The sequence below is a fragment of the Streptomyces sp. NPDC005955 genome (assembly GCF_042871255.1).
Lineage (GTDB): Bacteria > Actinomycetota > Actinomycetes > Streptomycetales > Streptomycetaceae > Streptomyces.
Window position 1 is genome coordinate 244,223 of sequence record NZ_JBIAIF010000009.1, and the last position, 17,080, is coordinate 261,302.

15 protein-coding genes and 1 pseudogene are annotated in these 17,080 nt (G+C 69.7%); 6 read left to right on the forward strand and 10 right to left on the reverse strand.

Annotated features, from left to right (window positions below):
• The first annotated feature begins 49 nt into the window (after positions 1-49).
• Positions 50-3,184, forward strand: a complete 3,135-nt coding sequence (locus ACFYOU_RS22620; protein ID WP_391307970.1) for a BTAD domain-containing putative transcriptional regulator — start codon at positions 50-52, stop codon at positions 3,182-3,184.
• On the opposite strand, the gene ACFYOU_RS22625 is transcribed toward ACFYOU_RS22620, so the two are convergent.
• The 4 genes from ACFYOU_RS22625 to ACFYOU_RS22640 all read right to left on the reverse strand — a co-directional run bounded on the left by ACFYOU_RS22625 (position 3,165) and on the right by ACFYOU_RS22640 (position 6,321).
• The gene (locus tag ACFYOU_RS22625; protein WP_391307972.1) at positions 3,165-3,956 is read right to left on the reverse strand and encodes an ABC transporter permease; all 792 of its coding nucleotides are present in this window, start codon (positions 3,954-3,956) and stop codon (positions 3,165-3,167) included. The two genes, ACFYOU_RS22620 and ACFYOU_RS22625, sit on opposite strands and share 20 nt — an antisense overlap.
• A complete protein-coding gene (locus ACFYOU_RS22630) occupies positions 3,953-4,924 on the reverse strand; it encodes an ATP-binding cassette domain-containing protein (protein ID WP_391307974.1) in 972 nt (323 codons plus the stop codon). Before ACFYOU_RS22630 ends, ACFYOU_RS22625 begins: the two co-directional genes overlap by 4 nt.
• Before the next feature lie 96 nt (positions 4,925-5,020).
• A complete protein-coding gene (locus tag ACFYOU_RS22635) occupies positions 5,021-5,533 on the reverse strand; it encodes a hypothetical protein (protein ID WP_391307975.1) in 513 nt (170 codons plus the stop codon).
• A complete protein-coding gene (locus ACFYOU_RS22640; RefSeq protein WP_391308039.1) occupies positions 5,530-6,321 on the reverse strand; it encodes a methyltransferase domain-containing protein in 792 nt (263 codons plus the stop codon). Before ACFYOU_RS22640 ends, ACFYOU_RS22635 begins: the two co-directional genes overlap by 4 nt.
• Here ACFYOU_RS22640 and ACFYOU_RS22645 point away from each other — a divergent pair.
• Positions 6,208-6,480: a hypothetical protein gene (locus ACFYOU_RS22645; RefSeq protein WP_391308044.1), complete on the forward strand. Its 273-nt coding sequence runs from the start codon at positions 6,208-6,210 to the stop codon at positions 6,478-6,480. The two genes, ACFYOU_RS22640 and ACFYOU_RS22645, sit on opposite strands and share 114 nt — an antisense overlap.
• Before the next feature lie 44 nt (positions 6,481-6,524).
• On the opposite strand, the gene ACFYOU_RS22650 is transcribed toward ACFYOU_RS22645, so the two are convergent.
• Positions 6,525-7,484, reverse strand: a complete 960-nt coding sequence (locus ACFYOU_RS22650) for a cupin domain-containing protein (RefSeq protein WP_391307977.1) — start codon at positions 7,482-7,484, stop codon at positions 6,525-6,527.
• Between the two features lie 181 nt (positions 7,485-7,665).
• Here ACFYOU_RS22650 and ACFYOU_RS22655 point away from each other — a divergent pair, with 181 nt between their 5' ends.
• Positions 7,666-8,547 carry an NAD-dependent epimerase/dehydratase family protein gene (locus tag ACFYOU_RS22655; RefSeq protein WP_391307979.1) on the forward strand — a complete coding sequence of 294 codons (882 nt, stop codon included), beginning with the start codon at positions 7,666-7,668 and terminating at the stop codon, positions 8,545-8,547.
• A gap of 120 nt (positions 8,548-8,667) precedes the next feature.
• Positions 8,668-9,108, forward strand: a complete 441-nt coding sequence (locus tag ACFYOU_RS22660; RefSeq protein ID WP_391307981.1) for a hypothetical protein — start codon at positions 8,668-8,670, stop codon at positions 9,106-9,108.
• Between the two features lie 199 nt (positions 9,109-9,307).
• On the opposite strand, the gene ACFYOU_RS22665 is transcribed toward ACFYOU_RS22660, so the two are convergent.
• The 3 genes from ACFYOU_RS22665 to ACFYOU_RS22675 form a co-directional block, all read right to left on the reverse strand.
• On the reverse strand, positions 9,308-9,775 hold the full coding sequence (locus tag ACFYOU_RS22665) for a hypothetical protein (RefSeq protein ID WP_391307983.1): 468 nt from the start codon (positions 9,773-9,775) through the stop codon (positions 9,308-9,310).
• A gap of 295 nt (positions 9,776-10,070) precedes the next feature.
• Positions 10,071-11,849 (reverse strand): cytochrome c biogenesis protein CcdA, encoded by a 1,779-nt coding sequence (locus tag ACFYOU_RS22670; RefSeq protein WP_391307984.1) that lies wholly within the window; start codon positions 11,847-11,849, stop codon positions 10,071-10,073.
• A gap of 522 nt (positions 11,850-12,371) precedes the next feature.
• Positions 12,372-13,019, reverse strand: coding sequence for a fasciclin domain-containing protein (locus tag ACFYOU_RS22675; RefSeq protein ID WP_391307986.1), 648 nt, complete (start codon positions 13,017-13,019; stop codon positions 12,372-12,374).
• Between the two features lie 367 nt (positions 13,020-13,386).
• On the opposite strand from ACFYOU_RS22675, the pseudogene ACFYOU_RS22680 reads away from it, so the two are divergent.
• Together ACFYOU_RS22680 and ACFYOU_RS22685 are read left to right on the forward strand one after the other, a co-directional pair.
• Positions 13,387-14,161, forward strand: a pseudogene (locus ACFYOU_RS22680) (transposase family protein).
• A 314-nt stretch (positions 14,162-14,475) separates the two neighbouring features.
• Positions 14,476-14,607, forward strand: a complete 132-nt coding sequence (locus tag ACFYOU_RS22685) for a hypothetical protein (RefSeq protein WP_391307988.1) — start codon at positions 14,476-14,478, stop codon at positions 14,605-14,607.
• A 138-nt stretch (positions 14,608-14,745) separates the two neighbouring features.
• On the opposite strand, the gene ACFYOU_RS22690 is transcribed toward ACFYOU_RS22685, so the two are convergent.
• Both ACFYOU_RS22690 and ACFYOU_RS22695 read right to left on the reverse strand, forming a co-directional pair.
• The gene (locus tag ACFYOU_RS22690; RefSeq protein ID WP_391307989.1) at positions 14,746-15,618 is read right to left on the reverse strand and encodes an NAD(P)-binding domain-containing protein; all 873 of its coding nucleotides are present in this window, start codon (positions 15,616-15,618) and stop codon (positions 14,746-14,748) included.
• A gap of 368 nt (positions 15,619-15,986) precedes the next feature.
• Positions 15,987-16,958 carry a TniB family NTP-binding protein gene (locus tag ACFYOU_RS22695; protein ID WP_391307991.1) on the reverse strand — a complete coding sequence of 324 codons (972 nt, stop codon included), beginning with the start codon at positions 16,956-16,958 and terminating at the stop codon, positions 15,987-15,989.
• Positions 16,959-17,080 lie beyond the last annotated feature (122 nt).

The following is a 17,080-nucleotide window of genomic DNA, read 5'->3' on the forward strand; positions in this document are numbered from 1 at the left end:
CCCGACGTGCCGGAAACCCCGGCGACCGGGCCTTGGCTAGTCTGCACGGGTGACCACCGATCTGATCCTGTTGCCGCGTGTCGCTTACCGTGGACAGGAGGTCACCGCGCCCCGACTCCGCGCTCTCCTCGCGCTCCTCGCGGGCGATCTGCGTACGGGATGCAGCACGGAGCGGCTGGTGGCGGGGCTGTGGCCGGACGACTTGCCGGAGCGGCCGGGCAAGGCGGTGCAGGTCCTCGTGTCCAGGGCGCGGGCGCGCCTGGGCCCCGACGTCATGGTGAGTACCCCGGCCGGGTACCGGCTCGCCCTCGGCCAGGACCAGGTCGACAGCTCGGCCCTGCTCCTCCACGCTGCCACGAGCGCGCACCGGGCCAGGGCCGGCGACCCCGCGGGATCGCTGGCTGCGGCCGAAGCCGGCCTCGCGCTGTGGGAGGGGACTCCCGACGGGGCCGATCGTACCGAGGACCCCTTGGCCGCGTTACGTGCCGAGCGTGCCCCGGTCCGTAGAGCGCTCGTACGCGCGCGGGCAATCGCACTCGCCCGACTGGGCCGGCACGCGGAGGCCGCCGAACTGCTGGCGGTGGCCGCCGCAGAGCATCCGCGGGACGAGGAGGTCCTCGTTCAACTGCTGGTCAGCGAAGCGGCGACAGCGGGACCGTCCGCCGCGTTGGTGCGCTACGAGGCGTATCGTCGCGAACTACGCGACGCACTCGGCACGAATCCGGGCGCCGAGCTCATGGCCGTGCACCAGGAACTGTTGCGCGGTGAGACCCCCCTGATCAGGCACGGGGTGCCGTACGAGCCGAACCCGCTGCTGGGCCGGGACGAGGACATCGCGGAGGTGGCGCGGCTGCTGCGCGACTCCCGCGCGGTCACCGTGGTCGGCACCGGTGGCCTCGGCAAGACCCGGCTCGCGCACGCCGTGAGCCGCCGGGCGGAGCAGCGCCTGGTGCATTTCGTGTCCCTCGCGGGTGTCACCGCGGATGAGGACGTGGCCACGGAGGTGGCGTCCGCGCTCGGCGCGGGGGAGGGGCGGCCCGGCGCCCTGAGCGGCTTCGCACCGCCCGATCCGGTGTCCGGCATCCTCGGAGTGCTCGGCGCCGGGCCCGCGCTGCTGGTCCTGGACAACTGCGAGCAGGTCGTCGAGAGCGCCGCTGACCTCGTACGGGCCCTCGTCGCGTCCTCGAAGGACCTGCGGGTGCTCGCCACCAGCCGGGCTCCCCTCGGCCTGACCTCGGAGGCGGTGTACGCGCTGCCGGAGCTCGGTCTCGACACCTCCATCGAGTTGTTCACCCAGCGGGCCCGGGCCGCCCGACCCGGTGTGCAACTGCCGCCGGACACGGTGGCCGAGTTGTGTCGCCACCTCGACGGGCTGCCGCTCGCCGTGGAGTTGGCCGCAGCGCGGGTACGCGTGCTGTCGGTCGGGGAGATCGCCCTGCGTCTCGGCGACCGGTTCGCGCTCCTCCGCGGTGGGGCGCGGGACGTACCGGAGCGTCACCGCACCCTGCACGCGGTCGTGGAGTGGAGTTGGAACCTGCTCGCACAGGACACCCGGGCGGCCCTCAGCACCCTGTCCGTCTTCCCGGGCGGATTCCTGGCCGGAGCGGCGGAACAGGTCCTCGGGGAGGACGCGTTGTTCCGGCTGGAGGAGTTGGTCGGTCAGTCGCTACTCACGGTCACTGACACCCCTGCCGGTGTGCGGTTCGGGATGTTGGAGACCGTACGGGAGTTCAGCGCGGCCCGTCGTGCGGAGAGGGGCGAGGAGGACGAGGCCGTCCGCCGGTTCGTCGTCTGGGCGAGGGACTTCGGGGTCAGGTACCACGACTGGGTGTTCGGTCCGCAACCGCGGAGTGCGTGGGAGCGGATCAGGGCCGAGCAGGACAACCTCGTGTCGGCCCTGCGACACGCCTTGGCCCTGGCCGATGGCCCCGCGGTCGCCGCTCTCACCGCGGTCCTGGCCGCCCTGTGGTCCACTGACTCGAACTACCCTCGCCTGGCTGCTCTCACTACGGACGTGGGCCCGTTCCTGTCGCATTTCCGTCCGGAGCCCGAATATGTGGAAGTGGCCCGCGCCGCGGCGGTGTTGTGTGTCGCGAGCCAGTACATGGACTACGGCCCGCACGCTGGTGTGGCCCGCCAACTCGTCGTCCTGCGCCGGTTGCCGACGCCTGCGCCGGACACGCTGCTGCGCGCGATCGCGGTCGTGCTGTGCGCGGTACCCGACATGGCGCCCCCTCGTCACGAGGTGTTGCACGCGTTGTGTGGGAGTGCACGACCGATGGTCGCGGGAGTGGCCGAGTGCGTCGCCACCTACGTGTGGGAGTACGAACACGATGTCGACCGTGCACTCGCGTCGGCCCATCGCATGGCCGGCGCACTGGCGTCGGTCGACAACCCGTTGGTGCAGCTCATGGGCCACTCCCGCATCAGCGAGCTGTGCCTGAAGACGGGGCAGGGCGAGCCCGCGTACCGACACCTCAAGAGGGCGATCGAGATACTGCCGCGGCTCGGTGACGAACACGACTACATCGGCATCCGCTCCGCCCTCGTCCTGGCTTGTCTGCAACGCGGCGATGCCGACGAAGCCGAACACTGGCTGCGTCAGGCCGACGGCGACGACTTCCCACCACAGGGAGCCTTCTACAGCCCGAACCTGGGCGGGCGCGCTGAGATCGCGCTCACCCGCGGGCAGACGGAGACCGGGCTCGCGCTGTGGCACAGCGCGGTGCAGCGGATGTCGGAGGCCGCCGCCGTGCACAGCGGCGACCCCTGGCTCGACCCGTGGGCGCTACAGATCCAGGCCGCTGCGGTGACGGCGCACGCCCACGCCGACCGGCTCGAACCCGTCGCCGGGATCGTCGGCCAACTGCGGCAGCGGCTGCGGACGCTGCTCTTCGACCCGGCCCACCCACCCGCGCCGCTCCCGGTGCTCGGGACGGTGCTGCACGCGCTCGGCATGGCGGGGCTCGTGTCCGGTGACCCCTGCGCCGCACGGATGATCGCACTGGCCGAACGGTTGCGGGTGTTGCGCGAGTTCCAACCGACGATGTCGCAGGCCCGCGCCAGACGGGCGGCCGAGAACACCGACAAGACGGTCTACCTCGACGCGGTGTCCCGGTACACCCCTCTTGGGCGGGACGAACTGCGGGAGGCGGCCCGCACGCTCATTTCGGGTCGCGGTTGAACAGCGACGTCGACCAGGCGCATCCGAGAACGGTCAGGGCCAGGCACCACAGGACGGTGATCCACCCGTCGTTGCCGATCTCGGTGCCGAGCAGCAGCCCGCGCAACGTTTCGATGGCCGGGGTGAACGGCTGGTACCGGGCGATCGGCTGGAACCAGCCCGGCATCGCGTCGACGGGTACGAAGGCGCTGGAGATGAGGGGGAGGATGATCAGCGGGAGCGCGTTGTTGCTGGCGGCTTCGGCGTTCGGGCTGGCCAGGCCCAAACCGACGGCGATCCAGGTGAACGCCACGGAGACCAGCGCGAGGAGGCCGAACGCCGCGAGCCACTCCAGGGCCGTGGCGTCCGTGGACCGGAAACCGATGGCGACGGCCACGGCGCCGACGAGGGCGACACTGATGAGTGCCTGGAGCACGCTTCCGATGACGTGTCCGATGAGCACCGATCCGCGGTGGATCGCCATCGTGCGGAAGCGGGCGATGATGCCCTCGGTCATGTCCATGGATACGGAGATCGCGGTCCCGGCCGGGGTGGCACCGATGGTCATCAACAGGATGCCCGGGACGAGATAGGCGATGTACTCGGAACGTTCGGCGCCGCCGCCGGTGATGCCCGCGCTCATGACGTCGCCGAAGACGTAGACGAAGAGCAGCAGCAGGACGATCGGGGTGAGCAGGATGTTGAGGGTGAGGGACGGGTAGCGCCGGGCGTGGAGCAGGTTGCGGCGCAGCATGGTGGAGGAGTCGCGTACGGCGACGGATACGAGGTTCATCGGGTCTTCTCCGTGGGCTGGTCGGGGGCACCGGTGCTACCGGTCAGGGCGAAGAAGACGTCGTCGAGGTCGGGGGTGTGGACGGTCAGCTCGTCGGCCTCGACCCCTGTCGAGTCCAGCCAGTCGAGGATGGAGCGCAACTCGCGCTGGCTGCCGTTGCTGGAGATGTGCAGCGCGAGGGAGTCGTCGTCGCGGGTGGCCTCGCGCAGGGCGAGGGCGGCGGTCTGGTAGGCGGTCGGATCGGTGAAGCGGAGCCGGACGTGTCCGCCCGGCACGAGCCGCTTCAGCTCCTCGGCGCTGCCCTCAGCGGCGATCTTGCCGTCGCTCAACACCGCGATGCGGTCGGCGAGTTCATCGGCCTCCTCCAGGTACTGGGTGGTGAGGAAGACGGTGACGCCGCCGGACACCAACTCACGGATGATCTTCCACATGTTGTGGCGGCTGCGCGGGTCGAGTCCGGTGGTCGGTTCGTCGAGGAAGATGATCCGCGGGGCCCCGACCAGCGTCATGGCGAGGTCGAGGCGGCGCTTCATACCGCCGGAGTAGGTGGCAGCGGGTTTCCTCGCGGCGTCGGCGAGGTCGAACCGTTCCAGCAACTCCGCGGTGCTGCGGCGGCCTTCGGGGCGGGGGAGGTGGTGCAGGTCCGCCATGAGGAGCATGTTCTCCTCGCCGGTGATCAGCCCGTCCACTGCGGAGAACTGCCCGGTGACACCGATCGTGGCCCGCACCGCCTGCGGGTCGGTGGCCAGGTCGTGTCCACCGACCCGTAGATCGCCGGAGTCGGCGCTGATGAGGGTGGAGAGGATCTTGACGGCGGTGGTCTTGCCGGCGCCGTTCGGGCCGAGCAGGGAGAAGACCGTACCGGTCGGCACCGCCAGGTCGATGCCGTCGAGGACCGTCTTGTCCCCGTAGGCCTTGCGCAGCCCCTCGGCCGCGATGGCGAGAGAGCGCGATGTGTGCGTCGTCATGCCGCAGAGGCTGCGGCAGGGCGCATTCAGCCCGGCTTCACCAGGGTTTCATCCCCCTGAAACAGGACGGCGGAAGACGGAACCACCCCTCCCCGCCTACTGGACGTGGCGGTACCAGCGTCGGTGCACCATGGGTTCGACGCACAGCACGGCGACTCCCGCGATCGCGCCGACCAGCAGGGCGGACGCACCGCCGCCGTTGAGGACCGCGCCGAGGCAGGCAGCGGCAACGGCGAGCGGGCGCAGCAGGGTCAGCGGGCCGAGACCGGTCACCACGGCGAGGGTGCTGGCACGGAACGGCAAGGCGAAGTAGGCGGCGAGCGACAGCAACACGGCCGTGGCGTAGACGACGAGCGGCAGCAGGTAACCGCTGCCCCCGGCCACCAGCGCACGGTAGGTCCGTTCCGCGTCCCGCGTGGCCGACAACAGGAGCACGGCCGTCAACACGGGGGCGAGCAACACGACCGCGCCGACGAACAGCCCGCGGAGGGCGGCGCGGGTGGTGGCCCGCCGTTTACGGATGCGGGCGTCCCTGCCGGCGTAGGCGCGGAATCCGCTGAACGCCGCGTCGACCAGGCCGAGGACGAGAAGGGCGAAGGCGACCGTCATCGGCCGGCCCCGAGAAGGTCAGCCCGACCGACCAAGCGGCGCGCGTCCCGTCCCAGGGCTCGACGAAGGGGCGCCTCCAACTGCGGGCGCACCCCGATGATCGGACGCAACGTGGTGCAGAACGGGTTCGCCGCGCCCCGCGGCTCGTACACCAGTGGGCGGATGCCGGAGACCTCAGCAGCGCGCAACAGGGCCTCGTCACTGTGGGCGCGCAGCGCGGAGACGACACCGTCGTGACGACCGAGCGGGTTGCGCATCCGCGCACGATGGAAGATCCATGCGCCCACAGGTGCCAGACGGGTGGCGGCGATGTCGTAGTGGCAGAAGGCCAGCGCCGGTGAGGCGGCCTGGGCCCGGAAGAACCCGGCCAGGGCGGACCCGCTGAAATGATGCAGCACGCCGGTGGACACGTACACGGTTGCGACCTCCGGAACGTCGAAGGCGTTCCCGGAGACGAATCGGCAGTCGAGGTTCTCCGCACGGGCGAGGCGCTGCGCCTCTTCGGCCAGCGCGGCGTCAAGGTCGACCCCGACGAGTTCGACGTCCGTGCCCAGCGCGTTGGTGGCCGCCAGCCAGCGGATCAGATAACCGAGGCCGCACCCGACGTCGACCAAGCGGTACGGGCCGGGCTGCCCGGAAGCCGCCCGAACCGCGGTGAAGAGCGGCCCGAGCAGGTGAACCAGACGTTCACCGATCCGCAGCTCCTCACTCAGGCGCTGAAGCTCGGTGTGCACGCTGATCAGCAAGCGATCCACGGCGCGCGCATCGAGGACACCGTCCCGGTCCACGGGCAACCCGGCGACGATCCGCACCGCGCGCTCGTCCCCACTGTCGCGGAGCCGCTGGATCACCTCGGCGCGCCGGACCGGAATGCGGTGACCGCTGTGTGGATCCACTGCTGTGATCAGGTCGGAAATCTCAAGCCGCTGCACGAGAGAGAACTCTAGAGCTTCCCCTCCCCGACACCTCTACACCCCGACCCACAGAGCCCTCACCAGGGATTTCCCGCGGTCCCCGCGGTGGCGCGGTATCGGCCCGGTGGCATCCCCACCACCCGCCGGAACGCCGCACTGAACGCGAACTCGCTGCCGTAACCGACCGATGCGGCGATCCGGCCGACCGGGAGATCGGGCTGTTCGCACAGCGCGGTCTTCGCGAGTGACATGCGCCACCCGGTGAGATGGGCGATCGGGCTCTCGCCCACCAGCTCCCGGAACAGCGGCGCGAACGCCGCCCGGCTCATACCCGCCACCCGGGCCAGCTCCGCGACACTCCACGGATGCCCGGGCGCCCCGTACAACGCGTCGAGCGCCCGGCCCACACGCTCGTCGCCGAGCGCGGCACGCCATGTACCGACCGCGGCCGGCCGCTCCAGCTCGGCCCTGATCCCCTGGAGCAACAGCACCTCGACCAATCGCGCGGCGAGCAGGGGCGAGGCGGACCGGCCGTCGCGGACCTCCTCACGGAGACCGTCGAGAATCCGACGCAGCCCCGGAACGGGGTCGCCGTCCGCGTCCGGCCGGAGATGGATCACCGGCGGCAGGGCCCGCAGAAGAAGGTCGCGGGCCGCACCTGTCAGAGTGAGCTCGGCGCACAGCACCACCGTGCGCGCCCCGTCGCCTCCGAAGCGGCGCCGCACCGACAACCCGCCTTCCGGCAGCGAACCGTGCCACCGTTCCTCCGCCATGACCCGGGCGTCCGGACGGTACTTGAGCGAGTGCGGGACGCCGTGCGGGAGGATCACCAGATCCCCCGGCCCGATCCGGACCGTCCGCCCGCCGGCGTCCAGCCACATCTCGCCGTCGAGCAGGTGATGCAGGGTCACGGTGTCCCGCGGCCCCACCCGCATCCCCCACGGCGCACCGAGCTCGATGCGTCCGAACCGGCCGGTGCCGACCCGTATCCGGTCGAGCAACGTACCGAGGGCATCCGGACCTGAACGATCACGCATAACACCTGGACTCCGGCGCATGTCCGCCCCTCCTGCCGCTTCCTACGATCGAACCGAACCCCCGAGAGCCCGGGACAACCCGAGGCCGGGGGACCCCAGAGACCAAGCGGACCCGGAGCACGCCGGGCCTCCGATGACCCCCAACGACCCCCGACAACCCCCTACGAACAGGGAGACCACCGTGGACATCTTCATCACCGGCGCGAGCGGCTACATCGGCTCGGCGCTGACCCGTACCCTCGTCGCCCGCGGACACCGGGTGCGCGGACTGGCGAGAAGCGATGCGGCCGAGGCCAGGGTACGGGCGAACGGCGGCGACCCCGTCCGGGGCAGCCTCACCGACCTCGCCGTACTGGCGGAACGGGCGGCCGGCGGCGACGCGGTGGTCCACACCGCCGCCACCGACACGGTGGACCGGCCCGCCGTGGACGCGGCGGCGGTGACCGCCATGCTCGATGCGATGGAGGGCGGCGTCTTCATCACCACGACCGGTGCGCCGCGCGCCCGCTCGTCGCGGACACCGGTCACCGAGGACGACACGGCGGAGCCCACCGGACCGCTCGCCTGGCTGGCCCTGGCCGAGGCCCGCGTGCTGGAGGCCCCGAGGGTCCGCGGCGTCGTCGTCCGCCCCCCGTTGGTGTACGGCGACGGCGGCGGACCGGTCGCCCGGCTGATCCACCAGGCCACCGCCGACGGTGTGGCGCGCTACGCGGCCCCGGGCGACAACCGCTGGTCCACCGTGCAGGTGAACGACCTTGCGACCGGGTACGCCACGCTGCTCGAAACCCCTGCCCACGGGGTGTTCCACATCGCTGAGCCGGTCCCGGTCGACATGGCGTCGCTGGCGGCCGCGATCGGTGACGCCGCCCGGGTACCCGTGGCGTCGTGGAGCCTGACCGAAGCACTGGAGACCCACGGCCCGCTGGCCGGATTCCTGGCGATGGACGCGGCACTCGACGCGAGCCGGCTGCGGTCCCTCGGCTGGTCACCAGTCTTCGGGGAAGCACTGGACGGCATCTGCGGCGCGCTGCGCGATCCCGCCCAGGGATACCGCGCTTCCTAGGGACCGGACGGCTCGCCGTCGTTCACGGGTTCCGGTCGGCCCCGGCGGGGGAGAGACCGGTGTCGAGGCGTTGCAGGGCCCTGCTGCGCGGGTGGCGGCCGGGCAGGCTAGTTTGCTGGGATGACTCTCCTCAATGATGTGGCCGAGCGCGACGGCTGGCGATGCTGGGTGTGTGACGAACCGGTCGACCCCGACAAGTCGGTGAACGACGCGCGGGGGCCCAGCGTCGACAGCCGGACCGCCGACCGGAAGGCCAAGGTGGCCGAGCGGCTCGCCCACCGCGGCTGCAACACCCGCAAGGGTGCGGTCAAGGTGGTCATCGCCTGGCCGGAGCGCCTGTACGTGGTCGAACCCGCGCCGCTGATCGCCGTTGCCGACAGGCTGGAGCGCAAGGGGGGCCGCGAGATCGTGGGCCGTTGCCCGACCAAGAAGGATGCCCAAGAGGCGGCGGATTGGCTGGTGGACCGGTTCTCCCGACTGGCACCAGGGCTGCCTGTGACCGCCGGTGTCGAGGCGGGCGGCGGCCAGTTCCTCGTCATCCTGACCACCGGCCGCCGCTGACCGGGATCACCGATGGTGATTGGTAGGTCCCTTTCGGGCGCTCGACGCTGCCCTCGATGAAGCTCACCGGCCGCCGCCGGGCGGGAGGGGCGGCGAGTGGGTGTGCACCGGTGCGCCCGGGTGGTGTGGCGGGTTTCCACCGGCGGGCCGTGTTCCCAAGTTGCGCGTCCTGGAGGACCGGTGCCCATCACCAGGACGGTCAGTGGTGGGTGGGGTTTGTGTGTGTGGTGTTGCGCTTGTCGTGGAGGCGGACCGTCTGTGCCAATGCCCAGAACAACAGTCCGGCTACCGCCGGGGTGCCGAAGAAGACCGCGAGCCCGGCTCCGATGTTCGCGTCGACCGTCCCGGCGGTCATTACACGGTGACTCCACGCGGTGACTAGGCCGGCGCCTGCCAACGGCAGTAGGACGTACCAGCGGCGTGGGTCCCAAGCGCCGCTCTGGGTGGCGCGCAGCAGGTACAGGGTGCAGGCGCCGGTGACCGCCAGTGCCACCAGGCCGAGCGCCGTCGCCCAGCCTTCAAGAGCCCTGATCGGTTCCATGACGTGTGTGAGTTCGGACGGGACGGACCCGGGCTCGTTCTGCTGCCCCATCAGACCCCACAGGATGAGCGGCGCCGAGGTGACCAAAGCCGCGCCCGCCAGTGAGTTCTTCGCGTTGATTCCCATGCGTCCATACGATCACCGGGTTTTCGGTGCGTCATGAGTACGTGTACTCAAGGCCGGTGTGGGTGTCGACGCGTTGCGATTCGATGTGAGGTCGCCTGGGGTTCATCCGGCGTGCCGTACAGCTTCCACGTGTCGTGTCCAACGGGGGCGGTACCCGCAGGCTGGGTGTTCCATCTCCCTGTCCACGGATCCCTTTCGTGGTGCGCAGGTCGAGCCGGGGGGCGTCCGCGTGGGCCGGCGCAGGTGGGCGTGTGAGGTACTTCCGTGCCTGAGCGGGCGGGGGAGATGCCGGGGATCAGCCGAAGGTGAGGGCGTAGGCGCGGAGTCCTTCGTCGAGGCGGAGTTCGAGGTGCGCTGTGTGGGCGTTCTCCTCGTCGGTGAGCCGGTAGAGGGCGGGGGCGTCGGAGACGGTGAGGGTGCGGGTGGGTGTGCCGTTGACGAGTACGGTCACCTTTCCGGTTCCGGCGAGGACGAGGTTGGCGTTCTTGGCGCGGTAGGTGAGGGCGAGTCGTGCGTCGCGGCCTGCGGTGAAGTGTTCGTAGCCCGCGGTCCAGGTGCCGTCGAGGGAGACGCGGTTGAGGGGCAGGGGCCGGTTGGGGAAGCGGTAGGTGGTGGGTTTGTCGCTTACCAAGGGGGTTCCGATGTACCCGTTGATGCGCTGGGTGCTGAGGTAGGTCTCGGGGGTGCGGTCTTCGGTGAGGTCGTCCACGGCCCGGCCGGTGGGGTTGGGGAGGTCGACGGTGGGGTCGGCCTGGCGGAGCAGGTCCCGGATCATCGTTTCGGTCTGGTCGTACTGGCCTTCGCCGAACTTGAAGTAGCGGACGGTTCCGTCGGCGTCGACGAGGTACTTGGCGGGCCAGAAGCGGTTGCGGTAGTTGTTCCAGGTGGTGAGTTCGTTGTCGAGGGCTACGGGCCAGGTGACGCCCAACTTGCGGGTCCCGTCAGCGACGTTGCCGCGCTTCTTCTCGAAGGCGAACTCGGGTGAGTGGACGCCGATGATGCGTAGCCCGGCGTTCCGGTAGGCGCGGTCCCAGTCGCGCAGGTGCGGCGCGGCGCGCTGGCAGTTGATGCAGGAGTAGGTCCAGAAGTCGACCAGGACGACCTTCCCTCGTAGGTCCTTGAGGTCGACGGGCCGATCGCCCGGGGTGTTGAGCCAGGAGTCGATGCCTTCGAGGGGCGGTGCCTGGCCGCAGGAGCGCAGTTCGTCGGCGCCGTCCTCGCAGCGGGACAGTGCCTTGTTGGAGTTGTCGTAGAGGCCGGACAGTTCCTGTCGGGCGGTGTCGTTGTCCTCGACCTTCCGCTGGGCTGCGGCGGTGTAGTCGGGCAGGGTCCGCTGGAGGGCGGTGGTGACGTCGAAGGCGAGCGCGAGGGCCAGGGCGATCATCAGCAGTCCGGCGGTGATCCGCAGTGCGCGGGCACGGGTGCGGAATGCGGCGACGCGTTCTGCGACCCGGCGGCCGGTGAGGGCGAACGCGAGCAGCGGAATGGCGGTGCCGACGGCGAAGGCCACGGTGAGGGCCACGATGTCGGCGTTGATCTCGCCACGTGCCCCGGCGACGGTGATCGCGGCGAGGACCGGTCCGGCACAGGGGACGTAGAGCACTCCGAGGCCCAGCCCGAGGGCGAGCGCGCTGCCCTCCTTGTTCACCTGACGCTGCGGAATCCGGGAGAACGGCCTCTCCAACAGCCGTTCCACGGGCGGGAAGACCAGCCCGAGGCCGATCAGGACGAGCAGGGCCAGTCCGGTGTGGCGCAGGATGTCCTCGGGCAGCCCGAGTGCGGAGATGATCGTCACCCCGAGCAGGGTGAAGAAGCTGAAGCTCAGCACGAGGCCGGTGACGACGGCGTAGGGGCGACGGTTACGGGCGGCGCGTGGTGGGGCACCGGGCGGTGCTTCGAGGAGCACCGAACCCGCCGCGGCCGTGTCAGCGAAACTCCTCCCGGTGTTCCCCGCCCGTTCTGGTGCCCCGCCCGTTCCGCTGGCGAGGAACACCACCGGGAGCACGGGAAGGATGCACGGTGACACAGCGGTGATCAGACCGCCGAGCAGACCGATCAGGACGAGGGTGAGCATGGTGACCGCCTTGGTCGATGGAACGCCGGATGCGTCCCTTGACACCTCATTCGGACCCGTACCGCGGCCGGATGGCACCGCGTTCGCGCCACAACGCACCTCGGGCAACGCCTGCCACATTGGCCCGGTCCGAGGAACAGCGGGTGGATCGCTCGTGCGCCATGAGGATGGCACCAGCGTGCTCGGCGCCTCCGGCGGGGCCGCGGCGACGAACCTTCCACGACTTTGATTCACCGGGCCGAGACAACCGATCCGGCAGTGAACATGCGAAACCGCGCCGCCGTCGAGGTCGTCGTGCTGGCCGCCCTGGGCGCGGCGTCCAGGTTCGAGGCGGCCGGTGCAGCGCCGCAGGAGTAGCCCGCCATGAAGCAGAGGGGCTTGAACACGGCGACAGGGGAGGCCGGCGGGTGACCGGGCCGCCGGATCCGCAGACGGTTCGATGCCTGGTGTTCCTTCCTCTCATCGAGGAAGGGGCACCAGGCATTGGGCGACGTCGCGCACGCAGGCAGGCGCGAGCGGTGGCTACTGGGGCATGAGCACGCTGTCGACGATGTAGACGGTGGCGTTGGAGGTGCTGACATTGCCGCAGACGACGCTGGCGGAGTCGTTGACCTTGTACGACTTTCCGGATCCGCTGGTGGTGACCATGCCCTTCTGCAGGGTCTCGAAGGACCCGTTCTCCAACTGCTCGGGCGTCAGGTTCCGGCCGACGACGTGATAGGTGAGGATGTCGGTCAGCTTCTTCTTGTCCGCGAGGACCTTGTCGAGATCGGCTTTCGGGATCTTCGCGAAGGCATCGTTCGTCGGAGCGAACACGGTGATGCCCCGGGCGCTGTTGAGGGTGTCCACCAGACCGGCCTGCTTGACGGCGGCGACCAGGGTGGACAGGGCTGGGTTGTTGGAGGCGGCGGTGGCGACCGGGTCCTTGGCCATCCCGTCGAAGGAACCCGCGCCCTCCTTCGGAACGCCGGCGCAGGCAGGGCCGAACGGCTGATCGGGGGTCATCGCCTCACTCGCCGGTGCCTTGTCGGCCGCGGCAGCCTCCTCGGACGCCTGAGTGGAAGCAGCCTTGGTGTCCGAGCCGGATTCGGAGCAGGCGACCAGTGCGAAGGGGAGCACAACGGCCGTAGCCACGGCGGTCGCGATACGGCTGGCACGCGTACGGTTCATGATCAGGATCTCCAGTTGAGCGGTGAGTCGCCCCGGACGGGGACTCGATGGGGAAGGAGCGTCCGGCCGGTCCGCAACACGGACGCGGAGCTGGCACGGCGGGCCGGGATCGCCTGTGGGAAGGGCCGCAGCGCGCTACCGGAGGGCGAGGTGGCCACTGCACCGGTGGCGATGCGCCTGTGGCGGGGGTGCTCCATGCCTGCTATTCGCAGACGTCCGCCCACCGGATGGGTCCGGCATTCCATCCGGTGAAATCCAACCGTGCTCCGGACCGGGCACCCGCCGCTGTGGTGGGTGGAGTGGTGGCTCGTCCCGGGCACCGTCTAAAGGGTGTTGTAGAAGGCTCGGTTCTGGGCATTTCTCCTTTATAGGTGGGGTGTTGTGGGCTGAGCTGGTGTGGGTCGCGAGGTTCGCGGGCTTGTGGATCGGCCGGTTCGCGAAGCTGGTGAATGTGGTGCGGGAGGGGGGTGGGAACGGTCCTGGTGGTGGCTGTCCGTGGTGTCTGCCGCTGGCTGACCGGGTCCTGTTGGTCGCCGTCTGCTGCCGCACCAACCTCACCGTGCGGCAGCTCGTCCTGCTCCTCGGGATCTCCTCAGCCATCGTCTGCCGGGTTGTCCAGCGCCTGCGACCGCTGTTGGCGCTGGAGCAGGCCCCGCGGCCGGTCGCCGACGTGGGCCGGTTGTGGATCGTGGGCGGCACCCTGGTCCCGGTCCGCGACCGCACCGTCGGCGCGTCTCCTCAAGGAACACCGGTTCTCTCGGCGAACGTGCAGGTTGTCATCGACGCCGACAGTCGCCTGGTCGTCGCCTCGGCCCGGCCTGCGCTCGGGAACAAGGCCGACGCCCACGTCTGGCGGGAGTCGGACCTGCCGGCCGCGGCGGCCGGGACGACCGTCATCGCCGGTGGCGCCTACCTGGGTACCGGCCTGATCGTCCCGCACCGCAGAAGGGCTGGCTTGGCCACTCCTGCGGGGTCAGGAGGAGGACAACGCCGAGCACCGCCGGGTGCGGGCCCGCGTCGAGCACACCTTCGCCCGGATGAAGAATTGGAAGATCCTGCGCGACTGCAGCCAGAAGGGCGACGGTCGCCACCACGCAGTCCAGGCCGTCGCCACCATGCACAACCTCGCCATGACACGGTGAAACAGCAGGTCAGACGTCACTCAGGCCTGCCCGAAACGGACCTTCTGCAACATCCTTTAGGGTCTGTTGCGAAAGCGGATCTTCGGCCGTGAAATGATCACGGTTCACGGGGTGGGGAAGTCTCACGGACGAGTAGTGGACGGTGCCGGATCCGTTGTTGCCGAAGGGTGCCAGGGCGGGGCGGGCGTCCGTCTGGCCTCGGCGGCAGCTGATCGATGGCATACGGTTCCGGGCCCGCTGGCTTCCACCGGCGGGGAGAGGGTGGTCCATCGTGCGGGAGTGTCCGGCGTCGCGGTGAGTCCACGGCATCGTCGGTGGCGAGGACGTCCTTCGCGATCGAGGTGACGCTCGAAGGGGCGGAGCTGGTGCTCCAGGTGTCCCGGAGCGGTGTACCGCTGAAGATCGCAGGCCGCCACCTGGCCCGGCTGATCTCCGGCTTCCGGTAGGCGAACTTCCGGGTGGGTGAACTTCTGGTGGGCGAACGGACGAAGGAAGGCGCACGAGCACTCGCGGCGCACACCCGTGACGGTATGCGCCGCTGAGGGCGGTATGCCGGTAGCAAGTCCCGGCCGTGGCGAAGTGCCTTACGTCGAGGCCTTCTTGAAGATCTCGACCAGGCTGGTGGCGCTGTCCTCGGCGCGGCCGTCCGCGATGCCCCGCTGGAAGATCTCCAGGACCTTGGCAGGCAGCGAGGTGTCGACGCCGGAGTCCCTGGCGGTCTCCACGACGTGGTCGATGCTGGCCACCGCCATGGACAGGCGCTCGATGTCACCGGCGTAGTTGCCCGCGTCGATCCGGCCCGAGTAGTAGCCGATGAAGGCGGGCATCTGGGCCAGCTGGGGCGAGACGTAGGGCAGGAGGTCCTCGGCCTTGATGCCGTTGGCGTCGGCCACCGCCAGGGCATGCAGCCACGAGGTCACCGTGGTCCAAAAGACGTCCAGCTGAAGCTGGTAGTACAGGGCGGCAAGACCCGGGTCCTCGCCCTTGTAGTCGGTCTTGGAGAGGAACTTTAGGGTCTCCTGGACCGACTCGAAGGCGTCCTTGGGGCCGCTGTAGAAGGTGAAGGACTCCGGGGCGCCGATGCCGGTGGGGGAGGCGTTCACGCCGCCGGTGACGTGCCGGCCGCCGTGACTCTCGATCCACTTGGCACCGGCGCGGGTCTTCTCCGGGGTGTCCGAGCTGAGGTTGACCACTGTCTTGCCCGCCAGAGCGTCGGCAGCGTCGCCGAGGATCGTGTACATCGCGGAGTAGTCCGTCAGACTCAGGATCACCAGTTCGTTGGCCTCCAGCGCGTCGGCCACGGTGGGGGCGAGCTCGGCGCCCCTGGACACCACGCCCTCGGCCTTGCTTGCGGTGCGGTTCCAGACGGTCACCTCGTGACCGTTGTCCAGGAGGACGCTCACCATCGCCTGCCCCATCGGACCGAGACCGATGAGGGTGACCGACTGCTTCAGCATGAAGTATCCCAGACTCTCTAGATGGATCGTTCTAACGAGTCGCAGGCTAACATGCAACTAAAACGAATGCTCTAATTAGAAGCGTCGTGACGTTGGTGATGCGCGGCCATGCACTCCGGGGCTGTTTCCTGTCGTTTCGTAGGGGTGTAGTTGCGGTACAGGCGGTGTCCTGTGCTGGGGTTATCCCGGTTTGGTTGAGACTGTGTGAGCGTGGTCTTGCGGGGCTGTGGGCTTGCTGGTGTGGGGTTCTCTCGTTTTCGTTGGGATTTTTCCCGTGTCTCTCGTGGGGTCCTGTCTTCTAAAGAACCGGTGTGCGTATTCCCTGGTCACAGCGTTGCGTGCTCTGAGGTCGTCGGACGGCCCGGGGGTTAGCGGCGGGGTGTGGTGGGCCGGTGGTGGGTTTCGGCGAGGTGGTCCAGGCGGATCGCTTCGAGGGTTTGCTTGGTGATGCGTTCGGTGCCGTCGTGGATGGCGGTGATGGCTGCTTGGCGGATCAGGCGGGTCAGGGATCCGATGCGTCCTGCGGTGCGTTGGTGGAGGTAGGCGGGGTGGCGGGGGAGGGTGCCTGGCTGGTGTGCCCGGAGATCGAGTGCTGCTTCCACGCCCGTGATGAGTTCGCGGAAGGGTTCGTGTTTCCCTAGGCGTGCGGGGAAGGCGCCGCATTCCACCAGGGAGGCTCGCCCGGCGAGTTGGGCTCCGCGTACGCCGGAGAAAAGGGCGGTGGTGGTGACGTCGATGCCCGCGTACACGAAGGTCGCGCGGATGCGTTCGGTGAGGTCTTTGAGGAGGTCGGCGGTTTCCGCGCCGGTGGTGGTGCGAGGGTTGAGTCGGTGGATCTCGTCGATGAGGATCAGGCGTACGCCGGTGTGGTTGTAGGTGTGGCAGACGGCGTCGGTGATCTGGGCCTGCGTCATCCGGCCGGTCACGGGGATGCCGAGGTAGCGGGCGAACTCGGTTGCGAGGGCTTTCGCGCTCGCCGCGGGCGGGACCAGCACATATGCCACGGGCACCGGTGCGTGCATGCTGTGGTCCGGTGGCGGGTGCTGTCGGGTGTGGGCTAGGTGGCAGGTGCGCCCGGTGTGCAGGAGGGCGGTGGTCTTTCCGGCGGCTGCCGGCCCGGTGACGATCAGCGAGGGCCGTGCGGTGGTCTGCTGGTGCTGTCCCAGGATCATCAGTGTGCGCACGTTGGTGGTGAGGGTGTCGATGGCCGGGGTCCGTACCGTGACGAACGCGGAGTGGTAGGCGAGGCGTTCTTCCGCACTTCGTTGGGGTTCTCCGGGTGCGGGTGGTTGTGGGGGAGGGGTGGTGGCGAAGTGCTGCCAGCCCTGCCAGGTCGTCACCGGCCATGCCGCGCCAGTTGGCCCGTCGCCGGCCGGTGCGCTTATGCCGTGCCCTGCTCGGGCGTCCTTTCCGTGTGCTGTGACAGGACTGCTTCCTGCTCCCGGGCGGGGGCCGGTCACCA